The organism is Vreelandella massiliensis, assembly GCF_900155385.1.
In the GTDB taxonomy this organism is placed as follows: Bacteria; Pseudomonadota; Gammaproteobacteria; order Pseudomonadales; family Halomonadaceae; genus Vreelandella; species Vreelandella massiliensis.
The window spans coordinates 1,212,698-1,227,060 of record NZ_LT699745.1 but is presented as its reverse complement, the minus strand read 5'-3'; the positions used below and the strand labels follow the sequence as shown (position 1 = coordinate 1,227,060).

General features: G+C 58.0%; 14 protein-coding genes. 1 reads left to right on the top strand and 13 read right to left on the bottom strand.

The window, feature by feature from the left end; translation table 11 throughout:
• Positions 1-11 precede the first annotated feature (11 nt).
• From lpxA to rpsB, 13 genes are all read right to left on the bottom strand, one after another.
• Positions 12-779 carry an acyl-ACP--UDP-N-acetylglucosamine O-acyltransferase gene (gene lpxA / locus BQ9846_RS10405; RefSeq protein WP_075880895.1) on the bottom strand — a complete coding sequence of 256 codons (768 nt, stop codon included), beginning with the start codon at positions 777-779 and terminating at the stop codon, positions 12-14.
• Positions 776-1,219 carry a 3-hydroxyacyl-ACP dehydratase FabZ gene (gene fabZ / locus BQ9846_RS10400; RefSeq protein WP_075880894.1) on the bottom strand — a complete coding sequence of 148 codons (444 nt, stop codon included), beginning with the start codon at positions 1,217-1,219 and terminating at the stop codon, positions 776-778. Before fabZ ends, lpxA begins: the two co-directional genes overlap by 4 nt.
• Before the next feature lie 144 nt (positions 1,220-1,363).
• Positions 1,364-2,401: a UDP-3-O-(3-hydroxymyristoyl)glucosamine N-acyltransferase gene (gene lpxD, locus BQ9846_RS10395; protein WP_075880893.1), complete on the bottom strand. Its 1,038-nt coding sequence runs from the start codon at positions 2,399-2,401 to the stop codon at positions 1,364-1,366.
• A gap of 86 nt (positions 2,402-2,487) precedes the next feature.
• Positions 2,488-2,988, bottom strand: coding sequence for an OmpH/Skp family outer membrane protein (locus BQ9846_RS10390; RefSeq protein ID WP_075880892.1), 501 nt, complete (start codon positions 2,986-2,988; stop codon positions 2,488-2,490).
• A 95-nt stretch (positions 2,989-3,083) separates the two neighbouring features.
• The gene (bamA, locus tag BQ9846_RS10385) at positions 3,084-5,435 is read right to left on the bottom strand and encodes an outer membrane protein assembly factor BamA (protein WP_422821883.1); all 2,352 of its coding nucleotides are present in this window, start codon (positions 5,433-5,435) and stop codon (positions 3,084-3,086) included.
• A 100-nt stretch (positions 5,436-5,535) separates the two neighbouring features.
• A complete protein-coding gene (rseP, locus tag BQ9846_RS10380; RefSeq protein WP_075880891.1) occupies positions 5,536-6,894 on the bottom strand; it encodes an RIP metalloprotease RseP in 1,359 nt (452 codons plus the stop codon).
• Between the two features lie 76 nt (positions 6,895-6,970).
• Positions 6,971-8,161: a 1-deoxy-D-xylulose-5-phosphate reductoisomerase gene (ispC, locus tag BQ9846_RS10375; protein ID WP_075880890.1), complete on the bottom strand. Its 1,191-nt coding sequence runs from the start codon at positions 8,159-8,161 to the stop codon at positions 6,971-6,973.
• The gene (locus tag BQ9846_RS10370) at positions 8,158-8,964 is read right to left on the bottom strand and encodes a phosphatidate cytidylyltransferase (RefSeq protein ID WP_075880889.1); all 807 of its coding nucleotides are present in this window, start codon (positions 8,962-8,964) and stop codon (positions 8,158-8,160) included. Before BQ9846_RS10370 ends, ispC begins: the two co-directional genes overlap by 4 nt.
• A gap of 4 nt (positions 8,965-8,968) precedes the next feature.
• Entirely contained in the window at positions 8,969-9,832 is an 864-nt protein-coding gene (uppS, locus tag BQ9846_RS10365) for a polyprenyl diphosphate synthase (RefSeq protein ID WP_083651554.1), read from the bottom strand.
• Positions 9,833-9,914: 82 nt separating this feature from the next.
• Positions 9,915-10,472, bottom strand: a complete 558-nt coding sequence (frr, locus tag BQ9846_RS10360; protein ID WP_075880888.1) for a ribosome recycling factor — start codon at positions 10,470-10,472, stop codon at positions 9,915-9,917.
• A gap of 1 nt (position 10,473) precedes the next feature.
• On the bottom strand, positions 10,474-11,253 hold the full coding sequence (gene pyrH, locus BQ9846_RS10355; RefSeq protein WP_075880887.1) for a UMP kinase: 780 nt from the start codon (positions 11,251-11,253) through the stop codon (positions 10,474-10,476).
• 182 nt (positions 11,254-11,435) lie between these two features.
• Positions 11,436-12,305: a translation elongation factor Ts gene (tsf, locus tag BQ9846_RS10350; RefSeq protein WP_075880886.1), complete on the bottom strand. Its 870-nt coding sequence runs from the start codon at positions 12,303-12,305 to the stop codon at positions 11,436-11,438.
• A 127-nt stretch (positions 12,306-12,432) separates the two neighbouring features.
• A complete protein-coding gene (rpsB, locus tag BQ9846_RS10345) occupies positions 12,433-13,182 on the bottom strand; it encodes a 30S ribosomal protein S2 (RefSeq protein ID WP_075880885.1) in 750 nt (249 codons plus the stop codon).
• Positions 13,183-13,563: 381 nt separating this feature from the next.
• On the opposite strand from rpsB, the gene map reads away from it, so the two are divergent.
• A complete protein-coding gene (gene map, locus BQ9846_RS10340; RefSeq protein WP_075880884.1) occupies positions 13,564-14,355 on the top strand; it encodes a type I methionyl aminopeptidase in 792 nt (263 codons plus the stop codon).
• Positions 14,356-14,363: the final 8 nt, after the last annotated feature.

Here is a 14,363-nt window from a genome sequence, read left to right as displayed (position 1 = left end):
GCAGGCCTCGTTTAGCGTACGATGCCGCGGGTTGCACACTCGATGGAGGCGGCGAAGCGCTCGACTTCCGGCAGCGCGTAGCGCTTGCGCATTTCCGCAAGCGCTTGCTCTACGGTAAGCCCTTGGCGATAAAGCAGTTTATACGCATCGGTTAAGGCCTTGATCGCCTCACGGCTAAAGTCACGGCGCTTGAGGCCGACCAAATTCAACCCATGCACCTGGGCCGGATTGCCGTTGATCATGGTAAACGCCGGGGTATCTTTGGTGATGATAGAGCCACCGCCCGCCATGGCGTGTTCGCCAAAGTGGCAAAACTGATGCACAGCCGCCAATCCGCCCAAAATGGCAAAATCGCCAACGGTAACGTGCCCGGCGAGGGTCACCTGGTTAGCGAGAATACAGTCGTTGCCGATGACACAGTCATGGCCCACGTGGACATAGGCCATGAACAAATTACGTGAGCCAATCGTGGTCTCGCCCCGATCCTGGACGGTGCCGCGATGCAGCGTGACACCTTCGCGAATCACGTTATCGTCGCCCATTACCAAGCGCGTGGGTTCACCGGCGTACTTTTTATCCTGGCAATCCTCACCCACCGACGCGAACTGAAAAATGCGTGTACGCGCACCCAGCGTTGTCGGCCCTTTCACCACCACGTGAGGGCCAATCACCGAGCCCGCCCCAATCGCGACCTCGGGTCCGATGATGCTATACGGACCTACTTCGACGTCATCGGCCAACTGTGCCGATGGATCAATCAGTGCAGTCGGATGAATCAAGCCACCTTCCTCTCGGCACAAATAATTTCCGCTTCGCAGGCCAGTTCACCATCTACCGTGGCGCGGCAGGCAAACTTCCAGATACCCCGCTTGCCGCGAATGACGTTCGCCTCAAGACGGAGTTGATCACCCGGCATCACCGGACGCTTAAAACGGACATTATCGCTGCCGACCAGGTAATAAACATAGCCATCGGCCGGCCGTTTATTAACGGTTTTAAACCCTAAAATCCCGCATGCCTGTGCCAGGGCCTCGATCACCAGCACGCCCGGCATAATCGGATGATGGGGAAAGTGGCCATTAAAAAACGGCTCGTTGATGCTGACATTTTTATACGCCACGATGGTTTCGCCTTCGGTGAGCTCCATCACCCGGTCCACCAGCAGAAACGGGTAGCGGTGGGGCAAATATTCGCGAATTTCATTGATATCCATGACCATCGTAGCGACCTCTAAAAAACATATACCCTGAGTCAACCTCAGGCGCGTCCAGCTCTCCCGCTGGGGAAGGCAGGGGATTATAACGCGCGACGCCTTAGCCTCAACCTGCCCAGCACAATATCCCACGAAATAACGTCTTGTCGCTTACTCGGGACGGCTGCGTTTTTCTAGCCGTGACAGGCGCTTGGCGATCTCATCAAGCTGCTTAAAGCGCACGGCGTTTTTACGCCACTGCTGGTTTTGCATCGCTCCCGTGCCTGAAGAGTAAACCCCTGGCGCGTGAATGGAGTTAGTGACAAGGCTCATCCCCGTGACTTGCACGCCGTCGCATAGGGTCAAATGCCCCGAAAGCCCAACGCCGCCACCGAGCATGCAGTGCTTACCCACTTTGGTGGAGCCGGCAATGCCCACGCATCCAGCAAGCGCACTGTGGTCGCCGATTTGCACGTTATGCGCGATCTGCACCTGGCTATCGATTTTGACATCGCGGCCAATCACGGTGTCCCCCAGTGCCCCTCGGTCAATGCTTGAACAGCTACCGACTTCCACGTCGTCACCGAGAATCACGCCGCCAAGCTGTGCAATTTTGTGCCAGCCGGTACCGTCGTGGGCAAAACCAAAGCCGTCGCCGCCGATCACGCAGCCGCTATGCAGAATCACCCGCTTACCCACGACCACGCCATGACAAACGGTCACGTTGGCATGTAAGCGCGTCCCCTCACCCAGGTGGCTATCCGCCCCCACAACGCTGCCCGGCCCTACGACGACGCGGTCTTCGAGCACCGCGCCGGAGGCGATCACGGCGTTGGCTTGGATCGATACGCCTGATCCAAGGGTGACATCATCAGCCACCACCGCCGAGGGATGGATGCCAGGGGTATCCTGGGCAGCCAAGGGGTCGAACAGCTGCGACAGCTTGGCGTAGCCAAGATAAGGGTTGTCTATCTCCAGCCGAGGTACCGGGCAGTTTTTGCCGTGCTCAGGGTGGAGCAAAACAGCGCCGGCTTGTGTCGTGGCCAAATCTTTCAAATAAGCGCGATTGGCGAGGAACGCCACCTGATCCGGTTTAGCGTCCTTGAGCGTCGCCAAACCGCGAATGGGCAAATCTCCGTCGCCGCTAAATGCGACGCCTAAATGGCGGGCAATCTCCGCCAGGGTAATGGTGTAAGCAGCGTGCGTCATGGTAGCCCAAACTCGTAGCGCGAAATGCGAGCGGTGTCAGCGCACCGCAGCGACGTTCTCAACGACGTTAGCCTTTGCGGTGCGATTTAATTCAGCGAATTAAACGTCTGTGTCACCTCATCGGTGAGGTTAGGCAGATCCATCGATGAGTGCAGTACGCCCTGGGGTTCCACCAACACATCGATGTTGTGGCGCTCGATGACCTGATCCACGGCTTGCTCAAGGGTGGACTCGGCCCGCTGTAAAAACTGCTGCTCGGAGCGCTGCTGGGCCTGCCCAATTTGCTGGCGCAGCTGCTCGAAGCGGCTGCCTTTTTGCTGCAGCTCACGAATCATCGATTCACGCTCCGCCTCCGACATCAGCTCACCTTCGCTCTCTAGGCGCTGCTGAAGGGCCTGCAGTTCCTGAGCCAAGCCCTGTGCTTCACGCTGCTGCTCACCCACTTCATTCTCTAATTCGCTCAGTGACGCCTGGGCCGCCTCGGTATTCATCAGCGCCGCACGCCAATCCAGCACCGCGACCTCGGCCGCATGTGCCGGCAGAATCATCGCGCCCATCAAACAAACGGCAGCCGTGAGTTTACGCATGCTATTCACTCCTGAATGTTATTGGTACCTAGCGCAACCATGGGGCGCTAATTAAAGGAACCCAGTCGCGACTGGGTTCACCGTGCCCTTAGGCCTTAAAACGTTTGCCCCAAGGAGAACTGGAAGAACTGGGTATCATCGTCGCTTTCGTCGTTCACCGGCTCGGCTACGCTAAAGGTTAGCGGACCCACGGGCGTTAGCCAGGAAAGACCCACACCTACGCTGTAGCGCAAATCACCCAAATCCACGCCCGAGGTGCAGCGCTGGCGGCCCGCGTCGTCTTCTAGCACGTCGTAGCACGAGGTCAGGAAAGTGTTGCCGGCATCGAAAAAGAGCGATGACTGCAGCTGGCTCTGGTCCTCAATAAAGGGCATCGGGAAAATCATCTCGGCACTGCCTTCCACCAGAACATTACCCCCCATGGTGCGGTCGCGCCCTCCCACACGCTGTGGCGTGGTGCGCTGCCCCAGGGTGTTGGAGGTAAAGCCGCGCACCGAACCCAGGCCACCGGCGTAGAAGTTTTCATAGAAGGGGTAAGGGTCGTTGCCGCCCAAGGTGTCCGCATAACCTAGGTTACCGCTAAACTTGAGTGCCCAGAGGTGATCGTCATCGATAGGAAAGAGATGCTGCGTCCGGGCACGCGCCTTGTAATAGCCGATGTCACTGCCGGGGGCGGCGGTTTCGAGTGAAATTCGCTGATAGCTACCATCGGTCGGCATGATGCCGCGGTTGAGGTTATTGCGTGTCCAGCTGCCTGTGAGCTTAACGCTTTGGGCATTCTCTCCTTCGTCTTGGAGATAGCGCTCGATCTCGGAGGCGGTATCGAAATAGGTCTTGATCGTTGTATCTTCAAAACTCGCGCCAAAATTTAACCGCGAAAGCTCACTGATTGGATAACCAAAGTTGATGCCCGCGCCGTAAGCATCGGTTGAGTAGGTGGAAATATCCGAGTCTTCGTAGTCGGTTTCCCGGTAGAAAACGTTATAACCACGGGAAATGCCGTCTAGTGTCCAGTAGGGGTCGGTAAAGCCAAAATTGATACTGGTAAAGGTATCGCTGCGCTGGGCGCCAACGTTGACGCGGTTACCGGTCCCTAGGAAGTTCTTTTGCGACAGCGAGGCGCCATATATCACCCCGGCGCTCTGAGAAAAACCGATACTGGCGGAAATCGACCCGGAAGGCTGCTCCTCGACGTTATACGTTACATCCAGCTGATCCGACTCGCCCGGCACCCGACGAGTATCCACTTCGACCTGGCTGAAAAAGCCTAACCGCTGCAGGCGCTGGCGCGACTGAGTGATCGCCTCGGTCGAGGCCGGCGCACCCTCTAGTTGAACCATCTCACGGCGCAGCACTTCATCTTGCGTGGTGGTGTTACCGACGAACTCTATGCGGCGCACATAGGTGCGTTGCCCCGGATCAACGCCGATCACCAGATCCACCGTGCTGCCGTCATCGGCAATCTGTGGAACACCCTCCACTTCGGCAAAGGCAAAGCCTTCCGCACCTAAGCGTTGACGCAGCGCTTCCGTCGAGGCGTTGAGGTCGCTACGCGAAAAGGTATCGCCGCTTTGCACTTCCAAAAGTTCCCGCGCTTCTCTTTCGGCGATTTGCAGCTCACCCCTGAAGCGGATATCGCCCACCTGGAACTGACGCCCCTCGTCGACATTAAGCGTGATGAAAATATCCTCTTTCTCAGGCCCGATTGAGACCTGGGTCGAGGTGATATCGAAGTTCACATAGCCGCGATCCAGGTAGAACGAGCGCAGACGCTCAATATCACCGGCAAGCGCTTCACGGGAATACTCGTCGCTAGAAAACCAACCAAAAAACAGCCCAGGTGAATCTTCTAATTCAAACAGATCGCGCAGGGTCTCGTCGTCAAACGCCTCGTTGCCCACGATATTGATTTGGCGAATTTTCGCCACGTCGCCTTCATTGATATCGATATTGACCTGAACGCGACCTTCGTCGACTTCTTCGACCTGGGTATCGATTCGCGCGCTGTAACGACCCTGCGACTGGTAAACGCCTTCGAGTTCGCGCTGCATCTCTTCAAGGGTGGAGAGTTGCAGCACCTGGCCTTCGGATAACCCCGCCTGCTGGAGACCTTGGCGCAGATCCTCTTCAGAAATTTGCTTGTTTCCGCTGATACTGAGACGCGCAATCGTCGGACGCTCCACCACCTGAACGACCAAGACATCGCCTTCGCGCGCCAGCGAGACATCCTCGAAAAGCCCTGTCGCAAAGAGCTCACGCGCCGCGTCAGCGAGCTCCTCGTCATCAACACGATCGTTTGCGCTCACGGGGAAAGCATTAAAGACCGAGGCGGCAGAAACCCGCTGTAGCCCCTCTACACGAATGTCGGAAACGTCAAAAGATTCTGCTTGGGCGCTGCCCGCTGTCGCCAGCAGGAGTGCCGCCACTCCCAGGGTCTTAATTTTCATGCAGTTAGTTCGCTCGCGTTAGTCTGCCTTCGTGTCTAGACAGGCACCTTATACATTTGTGCAGGCAGCTGACAAGCCGTGCTGCTCGCTACACGCGTGATCACCACAGGCGCATCAGATCAAAATAGAGCGCCATTAACATTAATGTTCCCACCAGGGCCAAGCCAATGCGCAAACCAATGGCTTGCGCCTGCTCTGAAACGGGGCGGCCCCGGACGATTTCCACCAAGTAGTAAAGCAAGTGGCCGCCGTCGAGAACAGGAATCGGCAGTAGGTTAAGCACGCCCAAGCTAATGGAAAGATAGGCGAGAAAGCCAACAAACGCTTCCATGCCGGCGCGCGCGGAGTCACCGGAAATCTGGGCGATGGTAATCGGCCCGGATAAGTTCGACGGTGAAATCAGCCCCACCAGCATCTTACGGATAGCGTCGAGGGTCAGCATGACCATTTCACCGGTTTTATTAAACGCTTGGCCTACCGCTTCGACGGGGCCATAACGAATTTCGCGGCGCAGCTCCTCCGGCCACTCCACCGGCTCCACCCCGGCACCGATGTAGCCCACTTCCGCGCCGTTTTCCAAGGTATTACGCCCGGGCGTGAGCGAGACGGTTTGCTCACTGCCGTCACGCGCAATGCGCACTTGCAGCGTTTCCCCTGCACTGCCGCGCACAACATTCACAAAGGCCATCCAGTCTGCAACCGGCTCGCCATTCACCGCCACGATTCGATCACCGGGTTGCAGTCCCGCGCTGGCTGCCGCCCCCCCTTCCATGACTTGCCCCAACACCGCCGGGAAGTCAGGCTGCCAGGGGGTGATACCCAAGCTCTGTAAAGGCTGGGGTGGGTCCTGGCGTACCAGGTAATCGTCGACCGGCAGCGTATAGCGCTGCACGCCACTGCTACCCTCGGGGCGCGCATCGATGCTGAGTTCGCCATCGTGGCCGATCAGCGCCACCAGCTTCAGGTTGATCTCGTCCCACGCGCGCACAGGCTCGTCTTCGATGGCGACGATTTCATCGCCGCGCTCAAGCCCGGCTTGCGCCGCCGGCGAACCCGAGACCACATCCCCGACCAGCGGCGTGACGGTCGACGTACCAGCGACAAACAGCGCCCAGTACGCCACGATGGCCAGCAAAAAATTGGCCAGCGGCCCCGCTGACACGATGGCCACACGCTTCCAAACATTTTTGCGGTTGAACGCGTACTTAAGCTCCTCCTCGGGCACCGGCGCTTCGCGCTCGTCGAGCATTTTAACGTAACCGCCGAGCGGGATGGCGGCCACCGCGTACTCCGTGCCGTGGCGGTCGGTACGCGACCACAACGGCTTACCAAACCCTACCGAGAAGCGCAGGACTTTCACCCCGCAGCGGCGCGCGACCCAAAAGTGACCAAACTCGTGAAAGGTCACCAACAAGCCAAGCACCACGATGACCGCCAATATATTCTGTATCAAGCCCACGCTTATCCCCTTACTTCTTGCTCATCGCCCGCTGGTTGGCGTACTTAGCCTGCCGCGTACTTAGCCTGCCGCGTACTTAGCCTGTATAGTGCTTCACCCACTGCTGAGCTGCGCGGCGCGCGTGCTGATCGGCATTGAGCACGATGTCGAGATGGTGGGCCGGCTCGGCCGCCTGATCGTTCAACACCGCCGCCACGACATCACTAATGGCATTAAACCCTAACCGCTTGGCCAAGAAGGCCTCAACGGCCACCTCGTTGGCGGCGTTTAAAATCGCCGGCGCGGTGCCGCCTTGCTGCATGGCTTCCCGCGCCAGGCGCAGGCAGGGAAAGCGCGCTTCGTCCGGTGCTTCAAAATCGAGCCGTGCGACTTGAAAGAGATCGAGCGCCGCAACGCCTGCGTCGATACGTTCAGGCCAGGCCAACCCATAGGCAATCGGTGTGCGCATATCGGGATTGCCCAGTTGCGCCAGCACCGAGCCATCGTGGTAGGCAGCCATGGAGTGAATCACACTTTGCGGATGCACCACGACTTGAATTTGCTCGGGCGCGGCATCGAACAGCCAGCACGCCTCTATCAACTCCAAGCCTTTATTCATCAACGTGGCGCTATCCACGGAAATTTTGCGCCCCATCGACCAATTAGGGTGGGCGCAGGCCTGCTCCGGGGTGACCGTCGCCAGCGCCTCGCGAGGCCAAGTGCGAAACGGCCCGCCAGACGCGGTGAGAAGTAGCTGTGAGATTCCATGGCGGTCAAGGCCGCCGCGATGCTCGCTAGGTAGACACTGATAGATCGCATTATGTTCAGAATCAATGGGCAAAAGCGTCGCCTGTGCGGTTTCCACGGCCTGCATAAACAAGGCACCGCTCATCACCAAGGCTTCTTTATTGGCAAGCAGTACGCGCTTGCCCGCACTCGCCGCGGCCAGCGCCGGTAAAAGCCCGGCGGCCCCGACGATAGCCGCCATGACGATATCCACGCTGCTATCCTGGGCAACATCCACCAACGCCTGCTCGCCAACGGCCACCTCGGTTGCCACGCGCGCCTGACGCAGTGCCGACCGCAACCACTGCGCGTCCTCTTCCTGCGCCAGAACAGCTATGGCGGGCCGGTGCTCAATGCACTGTGATAAGAGCGTTTCTCGGGAAGTGTGCGCGGTGAGGGCAAACACCTGATAGCGTTCCGGGTGGCGGGCAATCACATCTAAGGTACTGGTGCCAATCGAGCCGGTCGCCCCCAGCACCGTCACACGCTGCGGATGACTCATAGGGTCGGCACCAGCGTGTAAAGTAGCGCGAAGATCGGAATGGCTGCGGTGAGACTATCGATGCGATCCAGCACGCCGCCATGGCCGGGTAGCAGTTGACTGGCGTCTTTGATCTCGCGGTAGCGCTTGAGCATACTTTCGAGCAGATCGCCTAGCACTGATACCAGCGTGACGACCAGTGTCACGCACAGCAGCACAACACCACCGTACCAGCCTAAGCCCTGCCAGACGCTAAACAGCAGCGCCAGCACCAGGGTCGCGGCAAGACCACCAAACACGCCTTCCCAGGATTTCCCAGGGCTCACCCGAGGAGCAAGCTTGCGCTTACCTAGCGCACGACCGGCGAAATAGGCGCCGATATCGGCGGCCCATACCAACAGCAGGACGAACAGCAGCCACACGCCACCGCTTTCACGCAGCAGATTAAACCCCACCCAGCACGGCAGCAGCACCCATAACCCCATCAGCAAACGGCGCGGGGTTGAGTGCCACTGCGACAGCGCCACTGGGTAGCGCATCACCCAATAGAGATTCATCAGCCAGCCAACGGCTGCCACCCATAATGGCCAGCGGGAGAGTGCGCCACCACTTAGCCACAACAGCAACATCACAATAGCGGCGGTGCCGACAAGCAGCACTCGATAGTTCGTGCGCTGAACGCCGGCTAAGTTGGTCCACTCCCAAGCGCCCAGCAGCACAATACCCGCGGTAAAAAGGGCGAACGCACCGCCTTGGAGCCCAAACAGCCCCGCCAGCACCAGCGGCGCCATCCAAGCTGCCGTGATAATTCGCTGTTTAAGCAACGTCTTATGCCTCTGTTCTTGTTGGCGATACTGATTTAGAGGAGCCCGTTTTTGAAGACGGCTTCTCGGACGATTGCGCCGAGGAGAGCTGTTCGTCGGTCATGCCAAAACGCCGCTGACGCTGAGCAAAATCCGCAAGCGCCGCATCAAAGGCATCCGCACCAAAATCGGGCCACAGCAGCGGTGAGAAGTAGAGCTCGGCATAGGCAAGCTGCCACAGCATGAAGTTGGATAACCGCTGCTCACCGCTGGTGCGAATACATAAATCCACCGGCGGCATCTGGTTGGCATAGATGGTCTGGTCCATACGCGCTTCATCCACGTCGGCGACGCTTATCTCACCCTCGGCCACTTTTTGCGCCAGCTCTCGCGCTGCCCGGGCGATTTCCCACTGCCCGCCATAGTTGGCCGCAATCACCAGATGCATCCCGGTATTCTCGCTCGTCAGCGTCTCCGCGCGCTGAATATGCTGTTGGATCGCATGCGAAAAGCCTTCCCGCTCGCCGAGGATGGTGAGACGAATATTGCGCTCGTGGAGCTTTTTGACTTCGCGCTTGAGCGCCATCAAAAAGAGCTCCATCAGCGCGTTCACCTCCGCTGCAGGGCGTTTCCAGTTTTCACTGGAGAAGGCAAAAAGACTTAAGGTCTTGACCTTTCGCTCTGCGGCGCGCTGAATCACCGTCCTCACCGCTTCCACTCCCGCCCGGTGGCCGCGCACACCGGAAAGACCGCGCCCGCGCGCCCAGCGGTTGTTACCGTCCATGATAATGGCGACATGAGAGGGCAACAGCGCGGACTCCCGGGGGGCTTGCGCTGAGTACGCCTGAGGGTTAGCCGGCTGTTTATTTGGAGGCTGCGGTAACGTCATGGATTCTCGCACCAAGGGTCATTCATCTAACCGGCAAAAAGCCGCACGGGCAGCGGCGCTGCCCGTGACTGAGGTGGTACTGTTACACCTGCATTAAGTCCTGCTCTTTGGCAGCCAATGCTTTATCGATTTCGGCGACGTACTTATCGGTGAGCTTTTGGATCTCGTCCTCACCTTGGCGCTGATCGTCTTCGGTGATCTCTTTCTCTTTAAGCAGCGACTTGAAGTCGCCATTGGCATCGCGGCGCACGTTACGCACGGCCACCCGGGCGTGCTCGGCTTCGCTACGCGCTTGCTTGATGTAGCCTTTGCGTGTCTCCTCGGTCAGCATCGGCATCGGCACGCGAATCACCGCCCCTGCACTGGCCGGGTTGAGGCCCAAATCGGAGGTCATGATCGCCTTTTCGACTTTCGGCACCATGCCCTGCTCCCAGGGGGAGACGGTTAGCGTGCGGGCATCTTCCACGTTGATCGATGCCACTTGGCTTAGCGGGACTTGGCTACCGTAATACTCGACGGTCACGGCATCCAGAATGCTGGGATGCGCGCGCCCGGTGCGAATTTTATTGAAGTTCGTATGCAGTGCGTCCACGCTTTTCTTCATTCGCGCTTCGGCATCTTTTTTAATCTCGTTAATCACGTTATTCCCCTCTGTCAATCAGCGTGCCTTCCTTGCCCCCAACGACCAGGTTCAGCAGGGCACCAGGCTTATTCATGTCAAATACCCGCACTGGCATGCCATGGTCACGTACCAGGCAGATAGCGGTCAAATCCATTACGCCGAGCTTTTGGTCCAACGCATCGTCGTAGGTGAGGCGCTCATACTTCACCGCATCAGCGTGTTTCACCGGGTCTTTATTATAAACGCCGTCGACTTTAGTGGCTTTAATCACGACGTCGACATCCACTTCGATACCGCGCAGACATGCCGCGGAATCGGTGGTGAAAAACGGGTTACCGGTACCAGCGGAGAAGAGCACGACATCGCCAGAGGTCAAATAGCGAATCGCCGTGCGTCGGTCATAGTGCTCTACCACGCCGCTCATGGGAATCGCCGACATCACTCGCGAGCGAATATTGGAGCGCTCCAGCGCATCGCGCATGGCCAGCGCATTCATGACGGTCGCCAGCATTCCCATGTGATCACCGGTCACACGATCCATGCCGGCCTCGTTCAGCGCCGCGCCGCGGAACAGGTTGCCGCCGCCAATCACAAGCCCCACCTGTACCCCGATGCCCACCAACTGACCGATCTCTAGCGCCATACGATCGAGCACAGCCGGGTCGATACCAAAATCGTGCTCGCCCATGAGGGCTTCACCCGAAAGCTTGAGCAAAATACGCTTATATTTCGACTTCGAGCTCTCCGTTTTCTTACTGGGGGAAACCGAGGTAAGGGGCTCATTAGCATCGCGGGACATGGCATCTCTCCTAGAGCGTTAACAGCACGAAAGGCGTTGAAACAAGGCGGATCTAAATACTGAACAAGCGCGCGGTCCCTGCCTTCACCTTACAAGCGATCAAGCAAGGCAAGTAAACACAGGAGCCGGATACGCAAAGGCGTGCGCTCGCGCGCACGCCCATTCGCTTGGAACCTATGACCTTAGCTACGGCCAGCCTGTTCCATGACTTCTTTAGCGAAATCGACTTCTTCTTTCTCGATGCCTTCGCCAACCTCGAAGCGGGTAAAGCCAATCACTTCGCCACCGGCTGCCTTCACGTACTCAGCAACGGTTTGGTTCGGATCTTTAACGAACGGCTGCTCGGTGAGGCTGTTCTCGGCCAGGTACTTCTTCAGGCGGCCTTGAACCATTTTCTCGGCAATCTGCTCCGGCTTACCGGCCATGTCCGGCTGGGCCAGAATGATCGCTTTTTCCTCGTCCAGCTTCTCTTGCGGCATATCGTCCGGACGGGCGACCGTCGGGTTGATCGCGGCAACGTGCATGGCCACGTCTTTCGCCGCCTGGGTCGTGCCGCCTTTGAGCACGGTCAAAACGCCAATGCGGCCGCCGTGAACGTACTCACCAACGAGGTTGCCTTCGCCGGCTTCCACGACCACCGCGCGACGCACCCCGATGTTTTCACCGATTTTCTGTACCAGCTGCTCGCGAACGGTTTCCAGCTCACCTTCCATTACCACGGCAACGTCTTCGCTTTTTGCAGCAAAAAAGGCGTCAGCGATGGTGTCAACAAAGGCTTTGAAGTTGTCGTCACGCGCAACAAAGTCGGTTTCGGAGTTGATTTCGACCATGACACCGTAGTCACCGCTTTCGGAAACGCGGGTAACAACGGCGCCTTCCGCGGCGGTACGGCCGGCTTTTTTCGCGGCTTTAAGGCCGGAGTTCTTGCGCAGGTTTTCGATGGCGACTTCGATGTCACCGCTGGCTTCGGTAAGTGCTTTTTTGCACTCCATCATGCCAAGGCCAGTACGTTCGCGCAGTTCCTTTACCTGAGAGGCGCTGATAGCTGCCATAAGGATTCACCTCTGATCTAAATGGGTCTAGAAATTGGAGACAAGGCCCGCCAAGGCGGGAAAAAGGGGGCATAAGGCCCCCTCCTAACGCGATGCGGTGCATTCACACCCCATCTTATGCGGCCTATTACTCGGCAGCAGCGCTGCTTTCGGTATCGGCGGCGTCGTCGGCGACTTCGACGAACTCGTCCGGACGGCCCTCTTTGGCGCGACCGCAAGCGTCCGCGATGGCCTTCACGTAAATCTGAATCGCGCGGATAGAGTCGTCGTTACCCGGGATCACGTAGTCAACGCCGTCTGGGTTGGAGTTGGTATCGACAACGCCGATGACCGGAATACCCAGCTTGTTGGCTTCGTTGATCGCGATACGCTCGTGGTCGACGTCGATCACGAACAGCGCGTCCGGCAGGCCGCCCATGTTCTTGATACCGCCGATGGAGCGCTCAAGCTTGTCCTGCTCGCGGGTTGCCATCAGGACTTCTTTCTTGGTCAGCTTCTCGAAGGTGCCATCTTCGCGCATGGTTTCGAGATCACGCAGACGCTTGATGGACTGGCGAATCGTTTTGAAGTTCGTCAGCATGCCGCCCAGCCAGCGATGGTTAACGAACGGCTGGCCAACACGGTTGGCTTCTTCTTTAATGATTTTGCTCGCGCTACGCTTGGTACCTACAAACAGAATCTTGTTGTTGGAAGCGGCCATCTTCTCAACCACGTCGATCGCTTCGTTAAGCGCCGGCAGCGTGTGCTCAAGGTTGATGATATGGATCTTGTTGCGCGCACCAAAGATGAACTTGCTCATCTTCGGGTTCCAGTACTTGGTTTGGTGACCGAAGTGAGCGCCTGCTTTGAGCAGGTCACGCATATTGACGTGTGCCATGGTAGAACTCCTGAAACTCGGGTTAGGCCTCCATACACCCCATGGATCCGACCAGAGACACGACGTTTGACCTAGGCTCAAACGTGGCGTTCAAAGGCACCCGGGACCATGTGACGGTGCATGTGTGTTTTAAGGCTTGCTGTTTAGTAGCATCGCGCACCATTGCGCCATGCCCATTGCGCCTTTCCGTTTGTTGCCACAAACACCATTTGCCAGAAGCACCATTTGCCGCAAGCAAAAACGGCTGGGGCGATTGCAGGAAAGCGCGCGGCTTTATACCATAGATTACCGCCAAGATGAAGCCATCACCACTTTCCCGTTCTTGTCGCCAAGCCTTTATACTGGCGCCACGATGTCCCATTCTCAACGTGACGAGTGCTAATGAACGTTCCGATCAAGACCCCCGCTGAAATCGAAAAAATGCGCGAAGCTGGCCGCCAAGCCGCCAGTGTCATTGAAATGATCACCCCTTACGTTGAAGCGGGCGTTACCACTGGCGAGATCGACCGCCGCTGCCACGACTACATCGTGAAAGAGCTCGGCTCCACGCCGGCGCCGCTGAACTACCATGGCTTCCCCAAGGCGACCTGCACCTCCATCAACCACGTGGTGTGTCACGGTATCCCCGATGACGGTAAAAAGCTCAAAAATGGCGATATCATGAACCTGGATATTACCGTCAAAACCGCCGACGGTTACCATGGTGACTCCAGCGTCATGTTTGTGATTGGCGACACGATTCAGGGCGAACGGTTAAGCCGTATCACGCAAGAGTGCCTGTACAAAAGCATCGCGCGGGTTAAGCCTGGCGTGCGCCTTTCCGAACTGGCACGAGCGATTCAGCAGCACGCAGAAGCCAATGGCTACTCGGTGGTGCGTGACTTCTGCGGCCACGGTATCGGCGCCGACTTTCACGAAGAGCCGCAGTTTCTGCACTATGACGGCTACGCCGCCGACGCGGACATTACCCTCAAAGCGGGTATGTGCTTTACCATCGAGCCGATGATTAATGTCGGCGGCTATAAAACCAAGGTGCTGCGCGATGGCTGGACGGCGGTCACCAAGGATCGCAGCCTATCCGCTCAGTGGGAGCACACCCTGCTGGTGACCGACGACGGCGTAGAGGTTCTCACCGCGCGCAGCGATGAAGACTTGAGCTTTCTAGGCGCCTAACGCACTCA

Excerpts from the sequence above, each read along its gene's own strand:
- fabZ (WP_075880894.1), bottom strand. The coding sequence starts at position 1,219 with ATGGTCATGGATATCAATGAAATTCGCGAATATTTGCCCCACCGCTAC.
- lpxD (WP_075880893.1), bottom strand. The coding sequence starts at position 2,401 with ATGACGCACGCTGCTTACACCATTACCCTGGCGGAGATTGCCCGCCAT.
- BQ9846_RS10390 (WP_075880892.1), bottom strand. The coding sequence starts at position 2,988 with ATGCGTAAACTCACGGCTGCCGTTTGTTTGATGGGCGCGATGATTCTG.
- bamA (WP_422821883.1), bottom strand. The coding sequence starts at position 5,435 with ATGAAAATTAAGACCCTGGGAGTGGCGGCACTCCTGCTGGCGACAGCG.
- ispC (WP_075880890.1), bottom strand. The coding sequence starts at position 8,161 with ATGAGTCATCCGCAGCGTGTGACGGTGCTGGGGGCGACCGGCTCGATT.
- uppS (WP_083651554.1), bottom strand. The coding sequence starts at position 9,832 with ATGACGTTACCGCAGCCTCCAAATAAACAGCCGGCTAACCCTCAGGCG.
- pyrH (WP_075880887.1), bottom strand. The coding sequence starts at position 11,253 with ATGTCCCGCGATGCTAATGAGCCCCTTACCTCGGTTTCCCCCAGTAAG.
- tsf (WP_075880886.1), bottom strand. The coding sequence starts at position 12,305 with ATGGCAGCTATCAGCGCCTCTCAGGTAAAGGAACTGCGCGAACGTACT.
- rpsB (WP_075880885.1), bottom strand. The coding sequence starts at position 13,182 with ATGGCACACGTCAATATGCGTGACCTGCTCAAAGCAGGCGCTCACTTC.
- map (WP_075880884.1), top strand. The coding sequence starts at position 13,564 with ATGAACGTTCCGATCAAGACCCCCGCTGAAATCGAAAAAATGCGCGAA.